We start from the raw sequence: 16,342 nt of genomic DNA on the forward strand, positions 1-16,342 counted from the left end.
CTCTTGCAAAATTCGTTTTGCAGGAGGTTTTTTGTTACTAATCTGTTTGTTATTCAATATTTTGTATAAATTTGTAGAATAAATAATCAATCTATCGAATATGTATATGTTAAGCACAGTAATCTCTCAAACTGGTGAATGCAATGCACAGCACGCGACAGACCCTTGTTTTTTAAATCAATGGGGATATTCTACCCTTTTGTTAATCATTATCGGGATAGGTTTAGTATACCTGCTTTTTAAGAAGCGGAAATTCTTAGTGGATAACCTGAAATGGATTGCAGGTACAGTATTTATTGCAGGTTTCCTGATATATTGGTACGCTTTTAATGAGGGAGGGAGTGACAGTAATTCGATAGCGTTGGCGTTTAGGTCTGCTCTGTCTTCTATGGAAATGTTCGCTTCGCATTCCGATCTTTTGGAGGTTCCTGAAGATCTGCATCATGATCCTTTCTACATGACGATATTTTCTGTGATACATTTCCTGGCCGTTATAGTGAGTGCGGTTTTTATCATCAAACTGTTAGGATTCAGATTCATCTCATGGGTGCGGTTATGTGCGGCGAATCTTTCAAGAAAGAAGAAATGCCGGCTGTTTATTTTCTGGGGTGTCAATGATAATGCGATACTGCTGGCTAACAGCATAAGAAAAAAAGCGGCAGAGCCCAAGGGGAAGAATGAAGAAGGTTGGGAGAATTGTAAATTCATTTTTGTGAGGTTGCTTTCTGCTAATGAAAGCAGTTCTCATGGCCGGTTCACATTCAGTCATTTCTTTAATTCGTCTCATGACGGAACTGAAAAATTCATAGAAAAGATAGAAGAGCTTGACGGCATACTGGTTAACTCTAAATTTGGAATCACAGGCCGGGTTATAGATAAAGTCAAATCGGAATTTGATTTATACAAATATCTCGGATTGAGGAGATTGGGAAATCTAATCAAGAAGTATCCGCAGGCAACTTTCTATTTTTTGTCTCCCAATGAAGAACTGAATCTGGAGGCGGTGTCTGTTTTTAAGGAAATAGCGAAATGTAAAGAAGATAGAGTCCATAATCTGGTTCAGATTTATTGCCATGCGCGTAAGAACAACCAGAACCAGAAGTTGGAAATATGTGATGGGTTGAAACATCAGATTCATATCATCGACTCGTCTAATCTTGCTGTATTGCAATTAAAAAAGAATGTGAGGAATCACCCCGTGAATTTTGTAGATGTCGATACATCGAAGGCTTGTGTAAAGAAACCTTTTACGTCGATGATTATTGGCTTTGGAGAAACCGGACGTGATGCATTTCGTTTTCTATATGAGTTTGGGGCATTGATCGATGTAAATGGCAATAGGAACCCTCAAAAAATATATGTGGTTGATGAACATATGGATGAATTGAAAGGTGATTTTTTAATGAAAGCACCTGCCTTGAAGGAGAGGAAAAATGAGTTGGAATGGTGTGAAGAAATGTCTATCCATTCCGAACGTTTTTGGGAAAAATTTTCTGAAATCATTCATGATCTAAACTATGTTGTAATTGCTATAGGAAATGATAATGAAGGGATGGCATTGGCGATTGATCTCTACGAATATGCCTATCGATATAGAAAGGATTGTTTCAATGATTTTAGGATTTATCTGCGCGTCAATGGAAGTTGCAACACCATTCAGCTGAAGCAAATAAAAGAGTATTTTAATATTTATGGCAATACCCGGGATGTAATCATAACTTTTGGAGCGCAGGAAGAAATATTCTCGTACGATGTGGTATCGACAGATGTGCTTGAAGTATTGGCAAAGGAATTTTATTATGCATATCAGAAAATTATGATTGACGCAATGCCTGAAACGAATGAGAAGGAAATTGAAGAGAAGAAGAAAGCGAAGGAAAGCCTGAAGCAAACAGCGGAAGAAGAATGGAATGCGCGTAGAGAGGCATTGCAGGACAAGCATAGCTTGAATGCACAAATTAAATTGGCTTATCAGGAAGAGCAGGATAGGGCTAATGTATGGCATATCGATACCAAAAAGTTTTTAGCCGGGGCCATGGGAGAGGATGGCAAAGATAATAAGGAAAGATTGAAAGAGATGGTTGAGCTGACGCAGCGTGATGCCCATACATTGAACTATTCTAAGGTTTGTGACGTTGTTTCCAGTACATTATTTGATAATTTGAGTAAGTGCGAACATTTGCGTTGGAATGCATGTATGGAACTGCAAGGATTTGTAACGTGTGACGGAGATAAAGACTTTCAGCAGAAGAAGCATAAATGCATCGTCGATAATGATATTTTAAGAAGTAAATATCCGGAAACCATCCCTTATGACCAGTGTGTGGTTGAGCTAAGTTTTAGATTGAAAAAGAACTAACTATATGACAGATCAGGAAATAGTCGACGGATTAATCAATCGGGATGAAAAAATCACCGATTGGTTTTTCAACATAAAATATCGTCCGTTGTTTATCAATGTAATTAAGCTGATATTTGATTACCAGGTTGATTACGATGAATGTATCAGCGAACTCTACCATCATCTAATGAAGAATGATGCTGCCGTTCTTCGTAATTTTGAGGGACGTAGCACCATTGGAACATGGATTAAGATTGTGGCAATTCGTTTTTTCTGTTCCCGGAAAAAACGTGAACAGATGATAGAAGACGAGAGTAAAGAGCCTCTTTATGAGCAGAATCATGAAGAAGAAATAGACGACTCTGAATCGAAAATAGCCGCAAAGATTGATTTGGAACGTTTGTTCGATCTGATGTCGAATAAGCGGTATGTGATGGTCATCAGGGAATTAGTACTCAAAGAGGTCGAACCTGAATTTTTAGCATTATCTATGGGAATAACTGTTGCTAATCTGTACAATATTAAAAAGCGTGCGCTGGCAGCATTGGCTCACTTAGCTATGAATGATAAGAAGAAGTATGAAAACAAAAGATAAAAATATGATAACCGAAGAATTGTTGGCTGCTTTTGAAGAAGGTAAGACGAATGCTGAAGAAACAGCTTTGGTACTTGAATATCTGGCGACTGATGAAAGTTTGCAAGAGGAATTTATCTTGTCTCAACAGTTGGATGCCATGATGGGAGCTGATGATGAAGAAACGGACTTCCTGCCAATGGCGCAGATGGCAGCCAAATCGGAAGGTAATCTTTGTGATTTCCAGTGTGAGCAGTTTATTTTGAAACGTAGAAAGATTGAATATAATTCGGATGAACTCTCGGAGGAGGCCAGGAATAACAGTTGGTTGAGGGAGAGGGGAACTCCTTTGCATAGTGTAGGCCGCCTGCTCGAACAACGCGGATTGATTGTGATGCGCAGTTATGGTTCCAGTATTGACAGTGTCATACGTGCCCTCAAGGCCGGACATGATGCGATTGTTGTGGTAAATAGTTGCCGGTTGCCGGGAAATAGTGAGGAGGAAATTGCTTATCATGCAGCAGTAGTGCTTGACGTAAATGAAGAGGAAGTGACGCTTTATGATCCTGCAACAGGAGAGGAAAGTACGGCCTATCCCAAGGATCACTTTATTGCGGCATGGAATGATGCAAAAGCGTATCTTGCGAGAGTGAAAGTGCCTGATCTGGATTATAATCCGCGGCCTATTGATCTGGAAGATGTTGAATTGAGCACTGATTTGATTGAATTGCGTGAAGCCATTGCTGAAAATGCGCACGAAATCTGGGCCGACCAGCGCCAGGAAGAGGGATGGACTTATGGACCGCAGAGGGATGACGAGAAGAAAGAGACTCCGGACATGGTGCCTTATTCCATGCTTCCTTATTCGGAAAAAGAATATGATCGACGTATGGCGTTTGATACGATCAAGCTGATGAAAAAGCTGGGGTATAGTATTATCAAACAGGGCGATACGGCTCTTCATAATGAGCTGATGAGAAAATTGAAGAATGAAGGTGATGCCAAAGTCTGTGAATGTGGTGCGTCTATTTTTATGGACCAAATCTATTGCAGTCATTGTGGTAAAAAGATAGATTGGAAATTGTTCCGCTAATATATAAATAATGAATCATAAAATGAAAGAGTATATTCCCAATCCGGTGGATACAGGACATATCCAACTCCCGAAGGAGTTGGAATATTTGGTAGAAGAGATGGCTAAGAATGTTCATGAAGTCTGGTCGAAAACCAGAATAGAACAAGGTTGGACGTATGGAAAAAAGCGGGATGATGTGTTGAAGCAGCATCCGTGCCTGGTTCCGTATGAAGAATTACCTGAAGAAGAAAAGGTGTACGACAGAAATTCTTCGGTGGAAACCTTGAAACTGATTATGAAACTAGGGTTCAAGATTTCGAAGGATGAGGAATAGGCGATTTGCCTGCATCCAACAAGATAAATGGTGCCCAATATTTACTGTCTGCATATCCGTTCTCACGAAGGTACTGTTGCGCTTTTATAAGAGCCTGTCGTTCGGATAACCCTGAAATGATGTTCTCATAGAATTTAGTCATGAGAAGCATGGAGGCCTGGTCGTCAACAGCTGAAAGTGTCATGAGGATGGTTTGTACTCCTGCATTCTTAAAGCCTCGTTGAAGACCGAAAAGACCATCCGCACCAAGAGTACCTTGACCGGTGTTGCAGGCAGAAAGAACAACCATACGACAACCGCGGAGGTTTAGTTTACTTATTTCATCTGCACGGAGCAGTCCGTCGTTATTCTCTTCCGTGGCATTGGCGCCGGACATAATCAGGAAGCAATGCTTCATCGCATCATCGGCTTCACGTTGCTTCAATTCTTTATAGTCTCCGTGAGTAGCTATGTGAATCAACGAAACAGCTTTGCCGTCGAGTGCCCGGAACTGCTTTTCCGTTCCGTTTTCACCTACGAATAGATTGGTTTTAATCTTCTTTTCTTTCAATAGGGAATTTACGTTATTTACTTCATTGAGCGTATATGGTAACTCATGATACCCATTCTGTCCGTTACGGAATTTCCCGGAGTTATGATCTGTAGAAACAATATTGCGAACTTTAGTTGAAGCCATTTCGTAGTCTAATCCTCCGAAAAGTGCGGCTGATGAGTAGTTCAGTGAAGCTTTGTCGAGTGCGATTTCTTTTGTTGACGATAAACGATAGACGGCTTTCTGGAATGCTAACGGCGGGTTACCCGCTCCATACGGAAGATATTCTACAGGTAACTGATGAAGTATCCCGTCAGGTGAAAAATAAATAGTATCCGCTTTGCTGATATATTCATCCAGCGCTTTCCAGAAATGTGCCCCGTTTTCGGTTGTGGTGAAAGCCGTAGGCGATTGCATCTCTTTCGATAGCAATTTCTGACTCATTAACTTGATTGCGGTGGGAGACGTGTCGCCCGGACGAAGTACGAAAGCGGCCAGGTGTTTGTCCGGAGCTAGTAGTTCATCGTCTATGAGAGCAAATTCTATGGCGATGGAGTTTCCATGTAGATGCTTTTGTACGTCTTGCCATTTGACAGAAAGATAACGGGTATAGTCGCCGAAATCAGTAGATTTTCGCATCAAGTCCAGTTGCAGCTGTTCATACTCCTCTTTCTGGCGGATGATATTTTTCCGTGCTTCCGTCTGATTGGTTGCATTCGGGAGTTCACTTTGCATGGATAAAATTTGTTCCGCCATAAGGGTAGCCTTGTTGTATTGGTCGAGCAGGGATTTATCTCCCGAAGCGCGGATCAGAGACTCCAGTTCAATAGACGAATTGAGCATAATACCTTTCGAAAACAATAATGCATCGTAACCTAACCGGGCAAAACGTTGTTTTTGTTCAGGTGTACCTGTTGCGGCGATATTGGCTGCACGGAGGGGAATACTGTCCAGTGAGGAACGGATATCCTTCCAGAATGCCAGGCGTTCATCGGCTTTCGAGAGACGGAAAAGATTACGCAGCGCGGTTGTTTCGCCGGAGAGGAAAGGTTCCATATAGGCTAATGCCTTGTCGGTCTGTCCTTGGGTATAGTAGATGTCAGCGATAGTCCCTAATGCGGAGACATACATCAAACCGTCTTCTCCCCATTGCAGGCGATAAGCGTCCAATTGTTCAAGATTCTCTTTCAATAGCCTGTTTAAAACCGCCATTCGTTGACGTTCGGCATCCTGTTCTGTCTGCCTGGCTGCTGTCTCATTGCCCATCATGGTGTGGCAACGATTCAGACTGCTAAGTACATCCTGATATTTTACATCACTGCCTGGAAGAACTTTGTAAATGTCTGCAGCTTGTTGGTAGTTTGCTGCTGCTTCTGCATATTGTTTTTGTCGGTATAAGATACTGCCTCTGGAACGCAGAATTTCCCCCATCTTATCTGACTTATCACCCGTCGGAAGCAGTTTTTCGGCTTTTGTGAGTATTTCGAGGGCTTTTCCGTACTCCTTGGTGAATTCGTAGTTACGGCACAATGCAATGGAGGCGTCTACATATTTGTCCAGTTTGTCCGGCAACATCTGTGCATAAACCGACAGTGCCTGGTTGAGCATACGATTGGAGGCCTCATACTTGGCGGCAATGCTATAATTGAGTCCGCCCAGATAAGATTCCAATGCAAATTTAGCCTGTTCGGCAGGATTGTTGCGAAGGATGTCTGCTGCCAGTTCGTAGTATTCGCCGGCAGATGCATGATCTTGTATTCCGGAGAGAAATTGCGCATAGTTGTGGCGTACTTTAAAAACGATCTCCTTATGGGTATTCACATCGCATTTCTTTAAAGCCTCCAGAAAATGTGCCCTTGCCTTGTCGTTGTCACCTATACTGGCGAAATACTGTGCACGCTCGGTCAGACAAACGGGCTCGTCGCAAGGCTTCTCCAATTCTTTTTTATTGTGAGCTTCTGCCAATTTCATGTATTCCAATACTTTCGGCTGATTGTTCAGCTCCAGGTAGATGGACGATATCCAATCGAGAAGTTGCTCGTATTCTTTTGAATCGTCAGGAAAGATGTTGAAGGCCTGCTCATAATAAGTTACCCCTACGTCTTTACGTTCCGACAGGTAGTACAACGAACCTATCTGCTGGAGTTGACGGGCAACTGAAAGGGACTTTTCGCCATACATCTTTTTACTGATGGCTATTTCCTCTTCTACGATGGCACTTGCTTTGTCCATTTCTCCTAAAGCTATGTAGCAGCGGGCGAGATTGATATGAAACATGAATGCCTGTTCGGGACGGGGTTGAATGCGACTGCACAATTCCCATGTCTTGCTGTGAATTTCTGCTGCTTTAGGATAGTCTTTTGCAACAGTCAGGTAGTAGAGTCCCGTGTTGTTCAGGGAGGAAATGTATTTGATATTTGTTTCGCCCAGTATGGTCTTGCGCATATCTGCTGCCATTTGTGTATAGGTTAGTCCTTCGGGACGTTCCAGATTCAGATAACAACGGCCGAGAATGTGCAGGCAGGTAGCGCGTTCCGCACTCTGTGTCTTTCCCGTTTTGACATATAATTCATCCGCTTGTTTCAGTTTGGTAATGGCAGTTGGGTAATCTTGTTTACTTTCTAGTTTTTGAGCTTCTTCAACCAGTAGGTCGGCTTGGCTTGCAGTCTGTGAGTAGGCTGTCAGACATAGACAGGCTAATAGAGATAGAATGAATTGTCGCATATAATAGAGATTTTAGTGGATTAAAATAAGATCAAGGCAAAGCTCCCGTCTCTCTTGCTTTTATTGGTGATCGAGACGATGATTTTATACCGTTCGTCCGAGCTAACCTTTTCTTTACGGAAAGGAAGACCTTTCCGGACACTGTCATTACATTTGTATTCCCGTTCACTTTTCGATTGATAACCGATTGTCTTTATTTTCCAACTGAAAGAGCGATTCACCTCTGCCACACAGCCTATCTGCGAGGTTCCCGAACAGCTCGGAATCTCGAAAGTACAGGTCTGACCGGCAGCCACCATTTTGGTATCTAATCTTACTTTGTTGGCGGAGTCCTTATCACCTCTCATCCTCGCTTCTGCTGCATACTTGTCCGCAATTTCATAGATTGTTTCATTATCAACGCAGGCTTGAATGAATTCGTAGTCAAATACCAGATGTCCTTTCAGGCTCAAGACATCGCCCTTGGTTTGTTTGACGGTTAATGGGATAGGGGCTGCATCACGCAGCGTTTTGCTTACTGCCAGCAGTTGTTCGCCACTGGCAAAGCCGCCGTCCAATGCTTCACATGCTTTCTTACAGGCGTCGAACACCGTTTCAAAGGGTGTCGTTGTCTGTGCATTGGCACTCATTTGCCCTCCGATGGAAAAAAACAGGAGGATGAATACTCTGAAAATAGTTTTCCTGCTCATTTTTATTCTGCATTCATAGTGTTATTGAATAGGATTAAGTACCACACGAAATCCGATATGTGGTTCTGATGTATCGTAAGTCTGTACGCTACGATGGCGAATGTCCATATCACGTTCGTTGGCCAGATAGCTGCCTCCTCTCACTATCTTTTTATGGTGTCCGGGATTCTCTGCCGGACCTTGGGGATCTGTGACCCGTGTATTTTCATACCGGATCATCCAGTCTGTACACCATTCGGCGGCGTTACCTGACATGTCGTATAAATCGAATCCGTTTTCGCGTTTCTCGCCAACGGGATGCAGGCGTTCATTAGCATTGGAGGCATAGTAAGCTACATCACGAATGTTGTCTGAACCAGCATAAGGATAGCTTTCGCCTCCGGCTGCTGCATATTCCCATTGCGCCTCCGTAGGGAGAGAAAAAGGTAAACCGGTGAGCTTGTTCAGCTTCTTGGTGAAGGCTTCTGCATCATTCCACGTTATATGTGTCATAGGCAGCATGCCTTCTTCCGTAACAATGGAGTCATTCATAATGGCATACCACAACGAACGTGTTACTTCGTATTTACACATATAATAATCGGAACTTAATACAACGGTGTGCTGCGGTGAGTCATATCCTTTTCCCATAGTTTTCCCCATGATGAATTCTTTGTTTTTGGCCGGAATCAGCAGCATATTATTCATCATGTCCACCAGGGAGCGGAGCTGGGGCAGTGTGATTGTGGGATTCCATTTTACGTCTACCCATTCTTTCTCTCTGTCTTTTATATCCCTGTTCCCGGTGTTGTTTACGGAAGCGCGTCCGTCATTCCGGAGTGCATTGAATTCATGCAGGATGGAGTCGCATGTAGATTTCAAAGAACTGTCCGGGTGTTTCTTTATGAAACTACTATAATCGTCATAAGTGCGGCAATCCTTGAATTCCAGTTTTTGTTCTGCCGTTCTTTGGATGGAAGTATAAGTTTTGCTTCCTGCTACTATTAATGATAGAGCAATGAAAGTCATCACAAGCCATTTGGCAGATACATAAGAAGGTTTTGATAACATTTGTTTCAGGAGGTCACCCTTTATATCTTTGAATCGGGCTACTCGTGAGTTACTGTAAAATACAGCTTGAAAATCTTTTAATCCGCTAATGTCCGGTGGTAGTTGCAGGGTGGCGAAATCATAGCTTTCACTTTCCTGCGGAGCAATCGGAATGATATTTATCTGTTTGGGGTTTCTACTCCGGCGGTGTAACGCACGGCCTAATTCTATCCGGACAAAATCGATTTCTCCGGTATGGCTGATCTGCTTAATTTCCGTTTCAAACTCTTCATAGGTCAAGGATGCCATCCGTTCGTAGAAAGCCACTTCTTCCATGTCCCATGTTGCTTTTTCGCCTGTCTCGACCGCTTCTTCATTGAGCGGGCGGATCGTTGTAAACGTCTCCGGCACCATAAACATAATGAAGTCTTTGCACTCATCAATACGGCGAATCAACTCAACATCAAACCGACCGTTTAAATTGTCTTTATCAAAGCTCACCCTTTTGCGGAATCCGGATTCTTCCAGCATCAGTTGTAGCATTTCAGGCTTGTCGCCCGAACATCTTTTACGGTAACTTATGAATATGTCGTAATTATGCTTGCTCATCAGCTGCTAAGATAATAAAAAGAAACAGATTTGTCAATCTTACTCGAAATTTATTTTTATCTTTGAAATTCGGTAAACAGAAAAAAGAAATATATATGAAAAAAGTAATTTGCAGTGAGAAAGCTCCGGGGGCTATCGGCCCTTATAGTCAGGCGATAGAAGCCAATGGTATGGTATTTGTGTCCGGTCAGTTGCCTATTGATGCCGCTACGGGACAGATGGCTGAAGGGATAGAAGGACAGGCTCGCCAGTCGTTGGAGAATATCAAACACATTCTTGAAGAAGCAGGATTGACAATGGGAAACATTGCCAAAACCACTGTCTTTCTTCAGGATATGTCCCTGTTTGCAGGGATGAACGGTGTGTATGCCACGTATTTTGACGGAGCCTTTCCGGCACGTTCGGCGGTTGCCGTAAAAGCTCTGCCAAAGGATGCGTTAGTAGAGATTGAGTGTATCGCGGTTCGCTAACAAATCTGCGACAATGAAACTGCTGCCTCCTACAAAGATCAGATCTTTGGGGGGGCAGTTCTTTTTTGCCGCCTGTACAGCTTCTACAACAGTGGGGTAGGTGGTACCTTTCAATCCGGCTTCTTCTGCCAATGCCAGTAGTTCATTTTCCGGAAGCGCGCGTTTAACGCTTGCTTTGGTAAAATAATAGGTGGCATATTTCGGCAATGCTCGCAGAACCCCCCGGATGTCTTTGTCATTGACCATGCCGAATACAATATGGATCTCCTGATCGAAGGTTTTGTGAATGGCATTGAGCTGTACATGGATATATTCGATTCCATCAACATTATGTCCCGTGTCACAGATAATATCCGGATAGCTGTGTACTTTCTGCCAACGCCCCATCAGACCGGTGAGCTGACATACGTTTGCAAGACCTGCGCGATAGTCCTGGGATCTGATGTTGTAGTTCAGACGGGTCAGTGTCGCAAGAGCTTTTAGGATGGTAAACATATTTTCGAATTGGTAAGCTCCGCTCAACTCTGTGAAAAGTCCGAAAGGAAACATCTCATTGTGGATTTTGATAGCATCTTTTCTTTTGTCGAGTATCTGGTCTAGCGTACGTAGACTGTCTGACAGGTCTAACATGAGTAATGCTTGCCGCATCTGGTTTGCCTCTTCTTCTGATTGTTCGTCCATTGCTTCGATCATTTCGTGCATGCTCTGAATTGTGTTGTCCATCATCGGTCTTATTTCTTGCAATTTCGAATAAGGAACTATTTCCATGTCCCAGTACCGGGCATTTTCACGGGCATATTCGATAGGCGCATTCTTTTCTTTAGCTTTCATGGTAAATACACGTTTCACTGCCCCTTGGGCTCTGCCGATAACGACCGGAACTCCTTCTTTGATAATTCCGGCTTTCTCTTTGGCAATCTTCGTCAGCGTGTCACCCAGATATTGGGTGTGGTCGAGGCCTATGTTGGTGATAACACACAAATCCGGATGGATGATATTCGTACAGTCCAATCTTCCGCCCATGCCTACTTCGATAACTGCTACATCTACTTTCTGGTCGGCAAAATAACGGAATGCCATAGCGGTGGTCAGTTCGAAGAATGAAGGGTGCAGCGGCTCGAAGAAAGAGCGATGCTCTTCTACGAAATTGACTACATACTCTTCCGGTATCATCTCACCGTTGATACGGATACGTTCGCGGAAGTCGATTAAATGAGGGGAGGTGAATAGTCCTACCCGGTAACCGGCGCACTGCAATACGGCTGCGATGGTATGTGAACAGGATCCTTTTCCATTGGTTCCGGCGATATGTATCGTCTTGAATTGTTGATGAGGATGCCCAAAATGTTCGTCCAATTTGTGTGTGGTCTCTAAACCCGGCTTATATGCTTTGCCTCCTATTTGTTGAAACATTGGCGCACTCTCATATAAGTACTTTAAAGTGTTCTGATAGTCCATGTTTTATAATATTTAACGTCGGGCAATCTTTATTGCCCACTAATTTGTTTATCTTTAGAACCGTCAATCTGACTATAAATGGGGGATTGGCGAATGAGATTGCAAATATCAACATTTAAATCTAAGAAATCATGGGAACTAAGAAAAATTTTGTGCTAGACACAAATGTTATTCTTCACGACTACAATTGCTTGAAGAATTTTCAGGAAAATGATATTTACCTCCCTCTTGTTGTACTCGAAGAACTGGATAAGTTCAAAAAAGGAAACGAGCAGATAAATTTCAATGCTCGTGAGTTCGTGCGCGAATTGGATGTGCTGACAAGCGATGAGCTTTTCTCCGACGGAGTGAAGCTTGGCGAAGGATTGGGACGTCTGTTTGTCGTGACAAGCAATGTGCCGGCTGCCAAAGTGTGGGAATCGTTTCCTATAAAGAAACCCGATCATTTGATTTTGGCGGCAACCGAATACCTGACCGACAAGTATCCGAAAATGAAATCTATCTTGGTGACCAAAGATGTGAATCTGCGCATGAAAGCCCGTTCAATCGGATTGCTTTGCGAAGATTATATTACGGATAAGGTGGTAAATGTAGATGTGTTCGAGAAATCTAATGAGATTTTTGAAAATGTAGATCCGGCATTGATCGACCGTATTTATTCTTCAAAGGAAGGCATTGACTTGAGTGAATTTGACTTTAAGGATTTGATTCATCCCAATGAATGTTTTGTATTGAAGAGTGACCGGAATAGTGTATTGGCACGCTACAATCCTTTTACCCATTCTATTATCCGTGTGATGAAGGGTAAGAATTATGGAATCGAACCACGGAATGCGGAACAGAGTTTTGCTTTTGAGATTCTGAATGACCCGAACATCAAACTGGTGGCTCTGACAGGAAAAGCAGGAACAGGTAAGACTTTGCTGGCTTTGGCTGCTGCTTTGGGCAAGCTGACGGATTACAAACAGATTTTGCTGGCACGTCCCGTTGTGGCGCTTTCCAATAAGGATATCGGTTTCCTTCCGGGAGACGCACAGGAAAAAGTAGCTCCTTATATGCAGCCGTTGTTTGATAACCTGAACGTCATAAAACGTCAGTTTGCTACAAACTCTACCGAAGTGAAGCGCATAGAAGATATGCAGAAAAGCGAGCAGCTGGTGATTGAAGCTCTGGCATTTATCCGTGGTCGTAGTTTGAGCGAAATGTATTGCATCATTGACGAAGCGCAGAATCTGACCCCGAATGAAATAAAGACAATCATCACCCGTGCAGGAGAAGGTACGAAGATGGTATTTACGGGAGATATCCAGCAGATTGACCAACCTTATCTGGATAGTCAGTCCAATGGCTTGGTATATATGATTGATCGTATGAAAGACCAGAATATCTTTGCACACGTCAATTTGCTGAAAGGTGAACGAAGTGAATTGAGTGAACTGGCAAGCAACCTGTTATAACAGATTTCTCTGCTAAGCGAGATAAATTAATAAGTGATTAAAAAAGAAAACGGTGAACATCCTGTTGCAAATAGCACAATTTGTTCACCGTTTCTTTATTGATTGAGTATACTTTTTCCTTATTCTTTCTTTCCGAAATATTTCAGGAACTGTGTACGTTCGAATGTATTAACACCCTGAACATCCTTAATATTCAGTTTGCCTTTGAATTGAGCTATATTCCTGAATCCTTTGCGTTCCATCCATGCAGAGAGGAAGCGATTGGCTTCTCCGATGAATGCATTTGTATTTAGATAGACTGCGCTACAAACTTCTACAGCCGAAGCACCGGCAAGGATAGCTTTCACTACTGATTCTGCATTGGCAACACCACCGGAAGCTGCATAGTCGATCTTGTCTACTACTGCAGACGCAATTCCGATCCAACGAAGCGGAATGGCGAGGTCGGAAGCATTGCTGAATATTTCGCCTGAAATATGCTCCATCTTTTCGATATTGATGTCCGGCTGATAGAAACGGTTGAAGAGAACAACTGCTGCTGCACCGTTGGCATACAACTGATCGATTAATGCCACAGGATTTGTCAGGTTATCACCCAGTTTCATGATTACAGGTATCTTGATTGTTTTTTTAATGTGGCGGAGAATATCGATGTGGCGTTGTTCGAATGAACCGTATGTATATTGCACTTCCGATTGCAGGGCAAGGATATTGATTTCCAATGCGTCGGCACCGGCTTCTTCAATCATCTTTGCAAAGTCAATCCATTCGGAATCAGTGTAGCAGTTGATGCTGGCAATGATAGGAATGGGGCATACCTTCTTACTTTCTTTTATTAAAGTCAGGTATTCGGATAGCTTGTGCTCACGGATATATTCTTCCAGATAGTCACTGGCTTCCGGATAGAAAGCCGGATCTTTCAGTTGGTCTGCTTCCAGCATGATCTGTTCCTCAAACAGTGATTTCAGAACAATTGCACCGGCACCATCTTCGGCCAATTTTTTGTTTTTGCCGGCACTGTTGGTCAGCCCCGAGCTACTGATAATGATAGGGTTTCTAAGGGAAAGCCCTGCGAAAGTAGTTTTTAAATCGGTCATAGCAATATGTTTTTTACTCCTGATTAATAAATTCGTTCTCCGAAAATCTTGCTTCCTACCCGTACCAGCGTACTTCCTGCGGCAATGGCTTCGTGGTAGTCATGTGACATTCCCATCGACAGCTCGCAGAAAGTATCGGAGTGGATGAACCAAGTTGTTTTTATCTCGTTAAAGAGCCTATTTAGTAAACCAAATTCCCGGTTGATTTGTTCAATGCAATCGGTGTTGCTGGCCATCCCCATTAATCCGCAGATGCGTACATGAGTCAGCTCTTTCCATTCTCCGGCATTCAACATCTCCTTACATTCTTCGGGACTGAAACCAAATTTGGTTTCTTCCTGCGCAACGTGAATCTGCAACAGGCAGTTCACTGTACGTCCCGCTTTGACAGCTTGTTTGTTGACTTCGGCCAGCAGTTTATAACTATCAATTCCATGAATCATCGCTACGTATGGTATCATGTATTTGATTTTGTTCGTCTGCAGGTGTCCGATGAAATGCCATTCAATGTCTTTGGGCAAACTTTCGTATTTAGCTGTCATTTCCTGCACTTTGCTTTCTCCAAAAATACGCTGTCCCGCCTGATATGCTTCTTCTATCGCTTCATTGGGATGGAATTTTGAGACAGCAACCAGCCGGACTCCTTGAGGGAGTTCGGCCAGCACTTGCTTTAAATTGTCAGCAATACTCATTGTTATTTATGCTTTTGATGGATCAAACTCCGGTTTGTCATTCGGTTCGGCGCTGTAAGGATATACATCCATGAGCGGAGTCTCGGATACCATACCGATCTGATAATCTGCCATGGTTCCTTTCATTCCTTCATCCAGCTTCTTGACTGCGTCGCGCAAGTCGGCAGCTTGTACCAGTACTTGGGTAGAAGTCTTTTTTTCAGCACCGCTTTTTTCATCCAGAGTGATGAAAATAAGTTTGCATTTGAACCAGCGGTCGGCACTTTCTTCGTCGCTGGGGAAAAGTTCGCTATAGTTGGCACGTTTAATATCCGAAACGGTAAATTCTCCGGAGATAAACGGAGTCATTTCTTCAATAATCCGTGCTTCTGCTTCTGTAAAACTGAGTGCGTCAACAAGATAAGGTTCAGTTACTTTCTTCTGCATTCCGTTTTCCATTACTTTTTCATAACGGATCTTGCACTCAAACCATGTATGCATTGCCATAATTTTCTTCCTTTTTAATTAATTGATTTATGTAAATTGCCTACAAAGATAAACAAAATCCCAAAGTAAGTGCCGAAAGCTTTTTATTTTCTTTTATGCAGATTCTTTAATTCAAATGAAAGCATGACACGGAAAAGTCCGATGATGAGGAAAGCAAAAGAAATCATATACACTGCGTAGAGCGCTCCTATGGCGGGTTGCCATAATATTAAAAGAGAGCACAGGATGGCAAGAATACCGAAAGCCATGTACCAGCCCCAGTCGCGGGTTCCGTAACGTTTCAGGTCGATGGAATAGCCGGTGGAGGAGAAGCCTCGGAACATAAGCCAGAAGGCTATGATGAAAGGAATAACTTCCATGCTGACCATCGGATAGGCAATCAGGTAAATACCCAGAACGAGGTCGATGAGTCCTCCTACGATATACCATCCCCAGCTCGGGACACCTTTCCGGTTGCTAAGAGCAAAGATGATTTCCAGAATACCGCTTATCAGCATCGATACACTGAAAATGATACTTAGAGCTACATAGGTGCTTACGGGTGAGAACATGAGCCAAAGGGCTACAATGATATACACGATTCCCAAAAGAAGAGAAGTCCACCAATTTTTTACTGAATGTTGAATCTCATTGAATACAGTTTCCATACATTTTATATTTTAAATTGAACACTAGAGTGATTTCGTTGAGGAATAACAAATTGAATTTAGAAAAGGTTTTCCGTGAACATATTTGGGGGAATAGTTGTTTCCTATATAAAGTAATTTTTAAATAT

Annotated in this window: 14 protein-coding genes; 6 read left to right on the top strand and 8 right to left on the bottom strand. The window is 42.8% G+C overall.

Translation table 11 applies throughout. The features are described 5' to 3' along the window. Positions 1-100 precede the first annotated feature (100 nt). The 4 genes from DXA54_RS06930 to DXA54_RS06945 are packed head-to-tail and all read left to right on the top strand — an operon-like array spanning position 101 to position 4,324. Positions 101-2,359 carry a hypothetical protein gene (locus DXA54_RS06930; protein WP_120079131.1) on the top strand — a complete coding sequence of 753 codons (2,259 nt, stop codon included), beginning with the start codon at positions 101-103 and terminating at the stop codon, positions 2,357-2,359. A 4-nt stretch (positions 2,360-2,363) separates the two neighbouring features. Next, positions 2,364-2,936 carry a sigma-70 family RNA polymerase sigma factor gene (locus DXA54_RS06935; RefSeq protein ID WP_008651496.1) on the top strand — a complete coding sequence of 191 codons (573 nt, stop codon included), beginning with the start codon at positions 2,364-2,366 and terminating at the stop codon, positions 2,934-2,936. Positions 2,937-2,940: 4 nt separating this feature from the next. Continuing rightward, a complete protein-coding gene (locus tag DXA54_RS06940; protein ID WP_004310255.1) occupies positions 2,941-4,008 on the top strand; it encodes a RyR domain-containing protein in 1,068 nt (355 codons plus the stop codon). A gap of 22 nt (positions 4,009-4,030) precedes the next feature. Next, positions 4,031-4,324: a RyR domain-containing protein gene (locus DXA54_RS06945; protein WP_004303891.1), complete on the top strand. Its 294-nt coding sequence runs from the start codon at positions 4,031-4,033 to the stop codon at positions 4,322-4,324. Here the strand turns inward: DXA54_RS06945 and DXA54_RS06950 are convergent. From DXA54_RS06950 to DXA54_RS06960, 3 genes are read right to left on the bottom strand one after another with little or no spacing between them, the layout of a single operon-like run. Then, complete coding sequence (locus DXA54_RS06950) at positions 4,299-7,580, bottom strand: CHAT domain-containing protein (protein ID WP_008651499.1); 3,282 nt, start codon at positions 7,578-7,580, stop codon at positions 4,299-4,301. The two genes, DXA54_RS06945 and DXA54_RS06950, sit on opposite strands and share 26 nt — an antisense overlap. 20 nt (positions 7,581-7,600) lie before the next feature. Then, positions 7,601-8,269 (bottom strand): hypothetical protein, encoded by a 669-nt coding sequence (locus DXA54_RS06955; protein ID WP_004310258.1) that lies wholly within the window; start codon positions 8,267-8,269, stop codon positions 7,601-7,603. 21 nt (positions 8,270-8,290) lie between these two features. Beyond that, positions 8,291-9,907 carry a formylglycine-generating enzyme family protein gene (locus DXA54_RS06960; protein WP_008651502.1) on the bottom strand — a complete coding sequence of 539 codons (1,617 nt, stop codon included), beginning with the start codon at positions 9,905-9,907 and terminating at the stop codon, positions 8,291-8,293. Positions 9,908-10,002: 95 nt separating this feature from the next. Here DXA54_RS06960 and DXA54_RS06965 point away from each other — a divergent pair, with 95 nt between their 5' ends. After that, positions 10,003-10,377 carry a RidA family protein gene (locus DXA54_RS06965; RefSeq protein WP_004303886.1) on the top strand — a complete coding sequence of 125 codons (375 nt, stop codon included), beginning with the start codon at positions 10,003-10,005 and terminating at the stop codon, positions 10,375-10,377. Here the strand turns inward: DXA54_RS06965 and DXA54_RS06970 are convergent. Then, on the bottom strand, positions 10,345-11,835 hold the full coding sequence (locus DXA54_RS06970; RefSeq protein ID WP_004303885.1) for a bifunctional folylpolyglutamate synthase/dihydrofolate synthase: 1,491 nt from the start codon (positions 11,833-11,835) through the stop codon (positions 10,345-10,347). The two genes, DXA54_RS06965 and DXA54_RS06970, sit on opposite strands and share 33 nt — an antisense overlap. 131 nt (positions 11,836-11,966) lie before the next feature. On the opposite strand from DXA54_RS06970, the gene DXA54_RS06975 reads away from it, so the two are divergent. Then, complete coding sequence (locus DXA54_RS06975) at positions 11,967-13,292, top strand: PhoH family protein (protein ID WP_004296645.1); 1,326 nt, start codon at positions 11,967-11,969, stop codon at positions 13,290-13,292. A gap of 119 nt (positions 13,293-13,411) precedes the next feature. Here the strand turns inward: DXA54_RS06975 and DXA54_RS06980 are convergent, their stop codons facing one another. The 4 genes from DXA54_RS06980 to DXA54_RS06995 all read right to left on the bottom strand — a co-directional run bounded on the left by DXA54_RS06980 (position 13,412) and on the right by DXA54_RS06995 (position 16,214). Beyond that, positions 13,412-14,389: a dihydroorotate dehydrogenase-like protein gene (locus DXA54_RS06980; protein WP_004296646.1), complete on the bottom strand. Its 978-nt coding sequence runs from the start codon at positions 14,387-14,389 to the stop codon at positions 13,412-13,414. Between the two features lie 23 nt (positions 14,390-14,412). Beyond that, the gene (locus DXA54_RS06985; protein ID WP_004296647.1) at positions 14,413-15,081 is read right to left on the bottom strand and encodes a YggS family pyridoxal phosphate-dependent enzyme; all 669 of its coding nucleotides are present in this window, start codon (positions 15,079-15,081) and stop codon (positions 14,413-14,415) included. Positions 15,082-15,087: 6 nt separating this feature from the next. Further along, complete coding sequence (locus DXA54_RS06990; protein WP_004296648.1) at positions 15,088-15,567, bottom strand: DUF4494 domain-containing protein; 480 nt, start codon at positions 15,565-15,567, stop codon at positions 15,088-15,090. An 83-nt stretch (positions 15,568-15,650) separates the two neighbouring features. Next, positions 15,651-16,214, bottom strand: coding sequence for an HdeD family acid-resistance protein (locus DXA54_RS06995; RefSeq protein WP_004296649.1), 564 nt, complete (start codon positions 16,212-16,214; stop codon positions 15,651-15,653). Positions 16,215-16,342: the final 128 nt, after the last annotated feature.

The sequence above is a fragment of the Bacteroides sp. OF03-11BH genome, assembly GCF_003604005.1.
Taxonomy (GTDB): Bacteria; Bacteroidota; Bacteroidia; order Bacteroidales; family Bacteroidaceae; genus Bacteroides; species Bacteroides ovatus.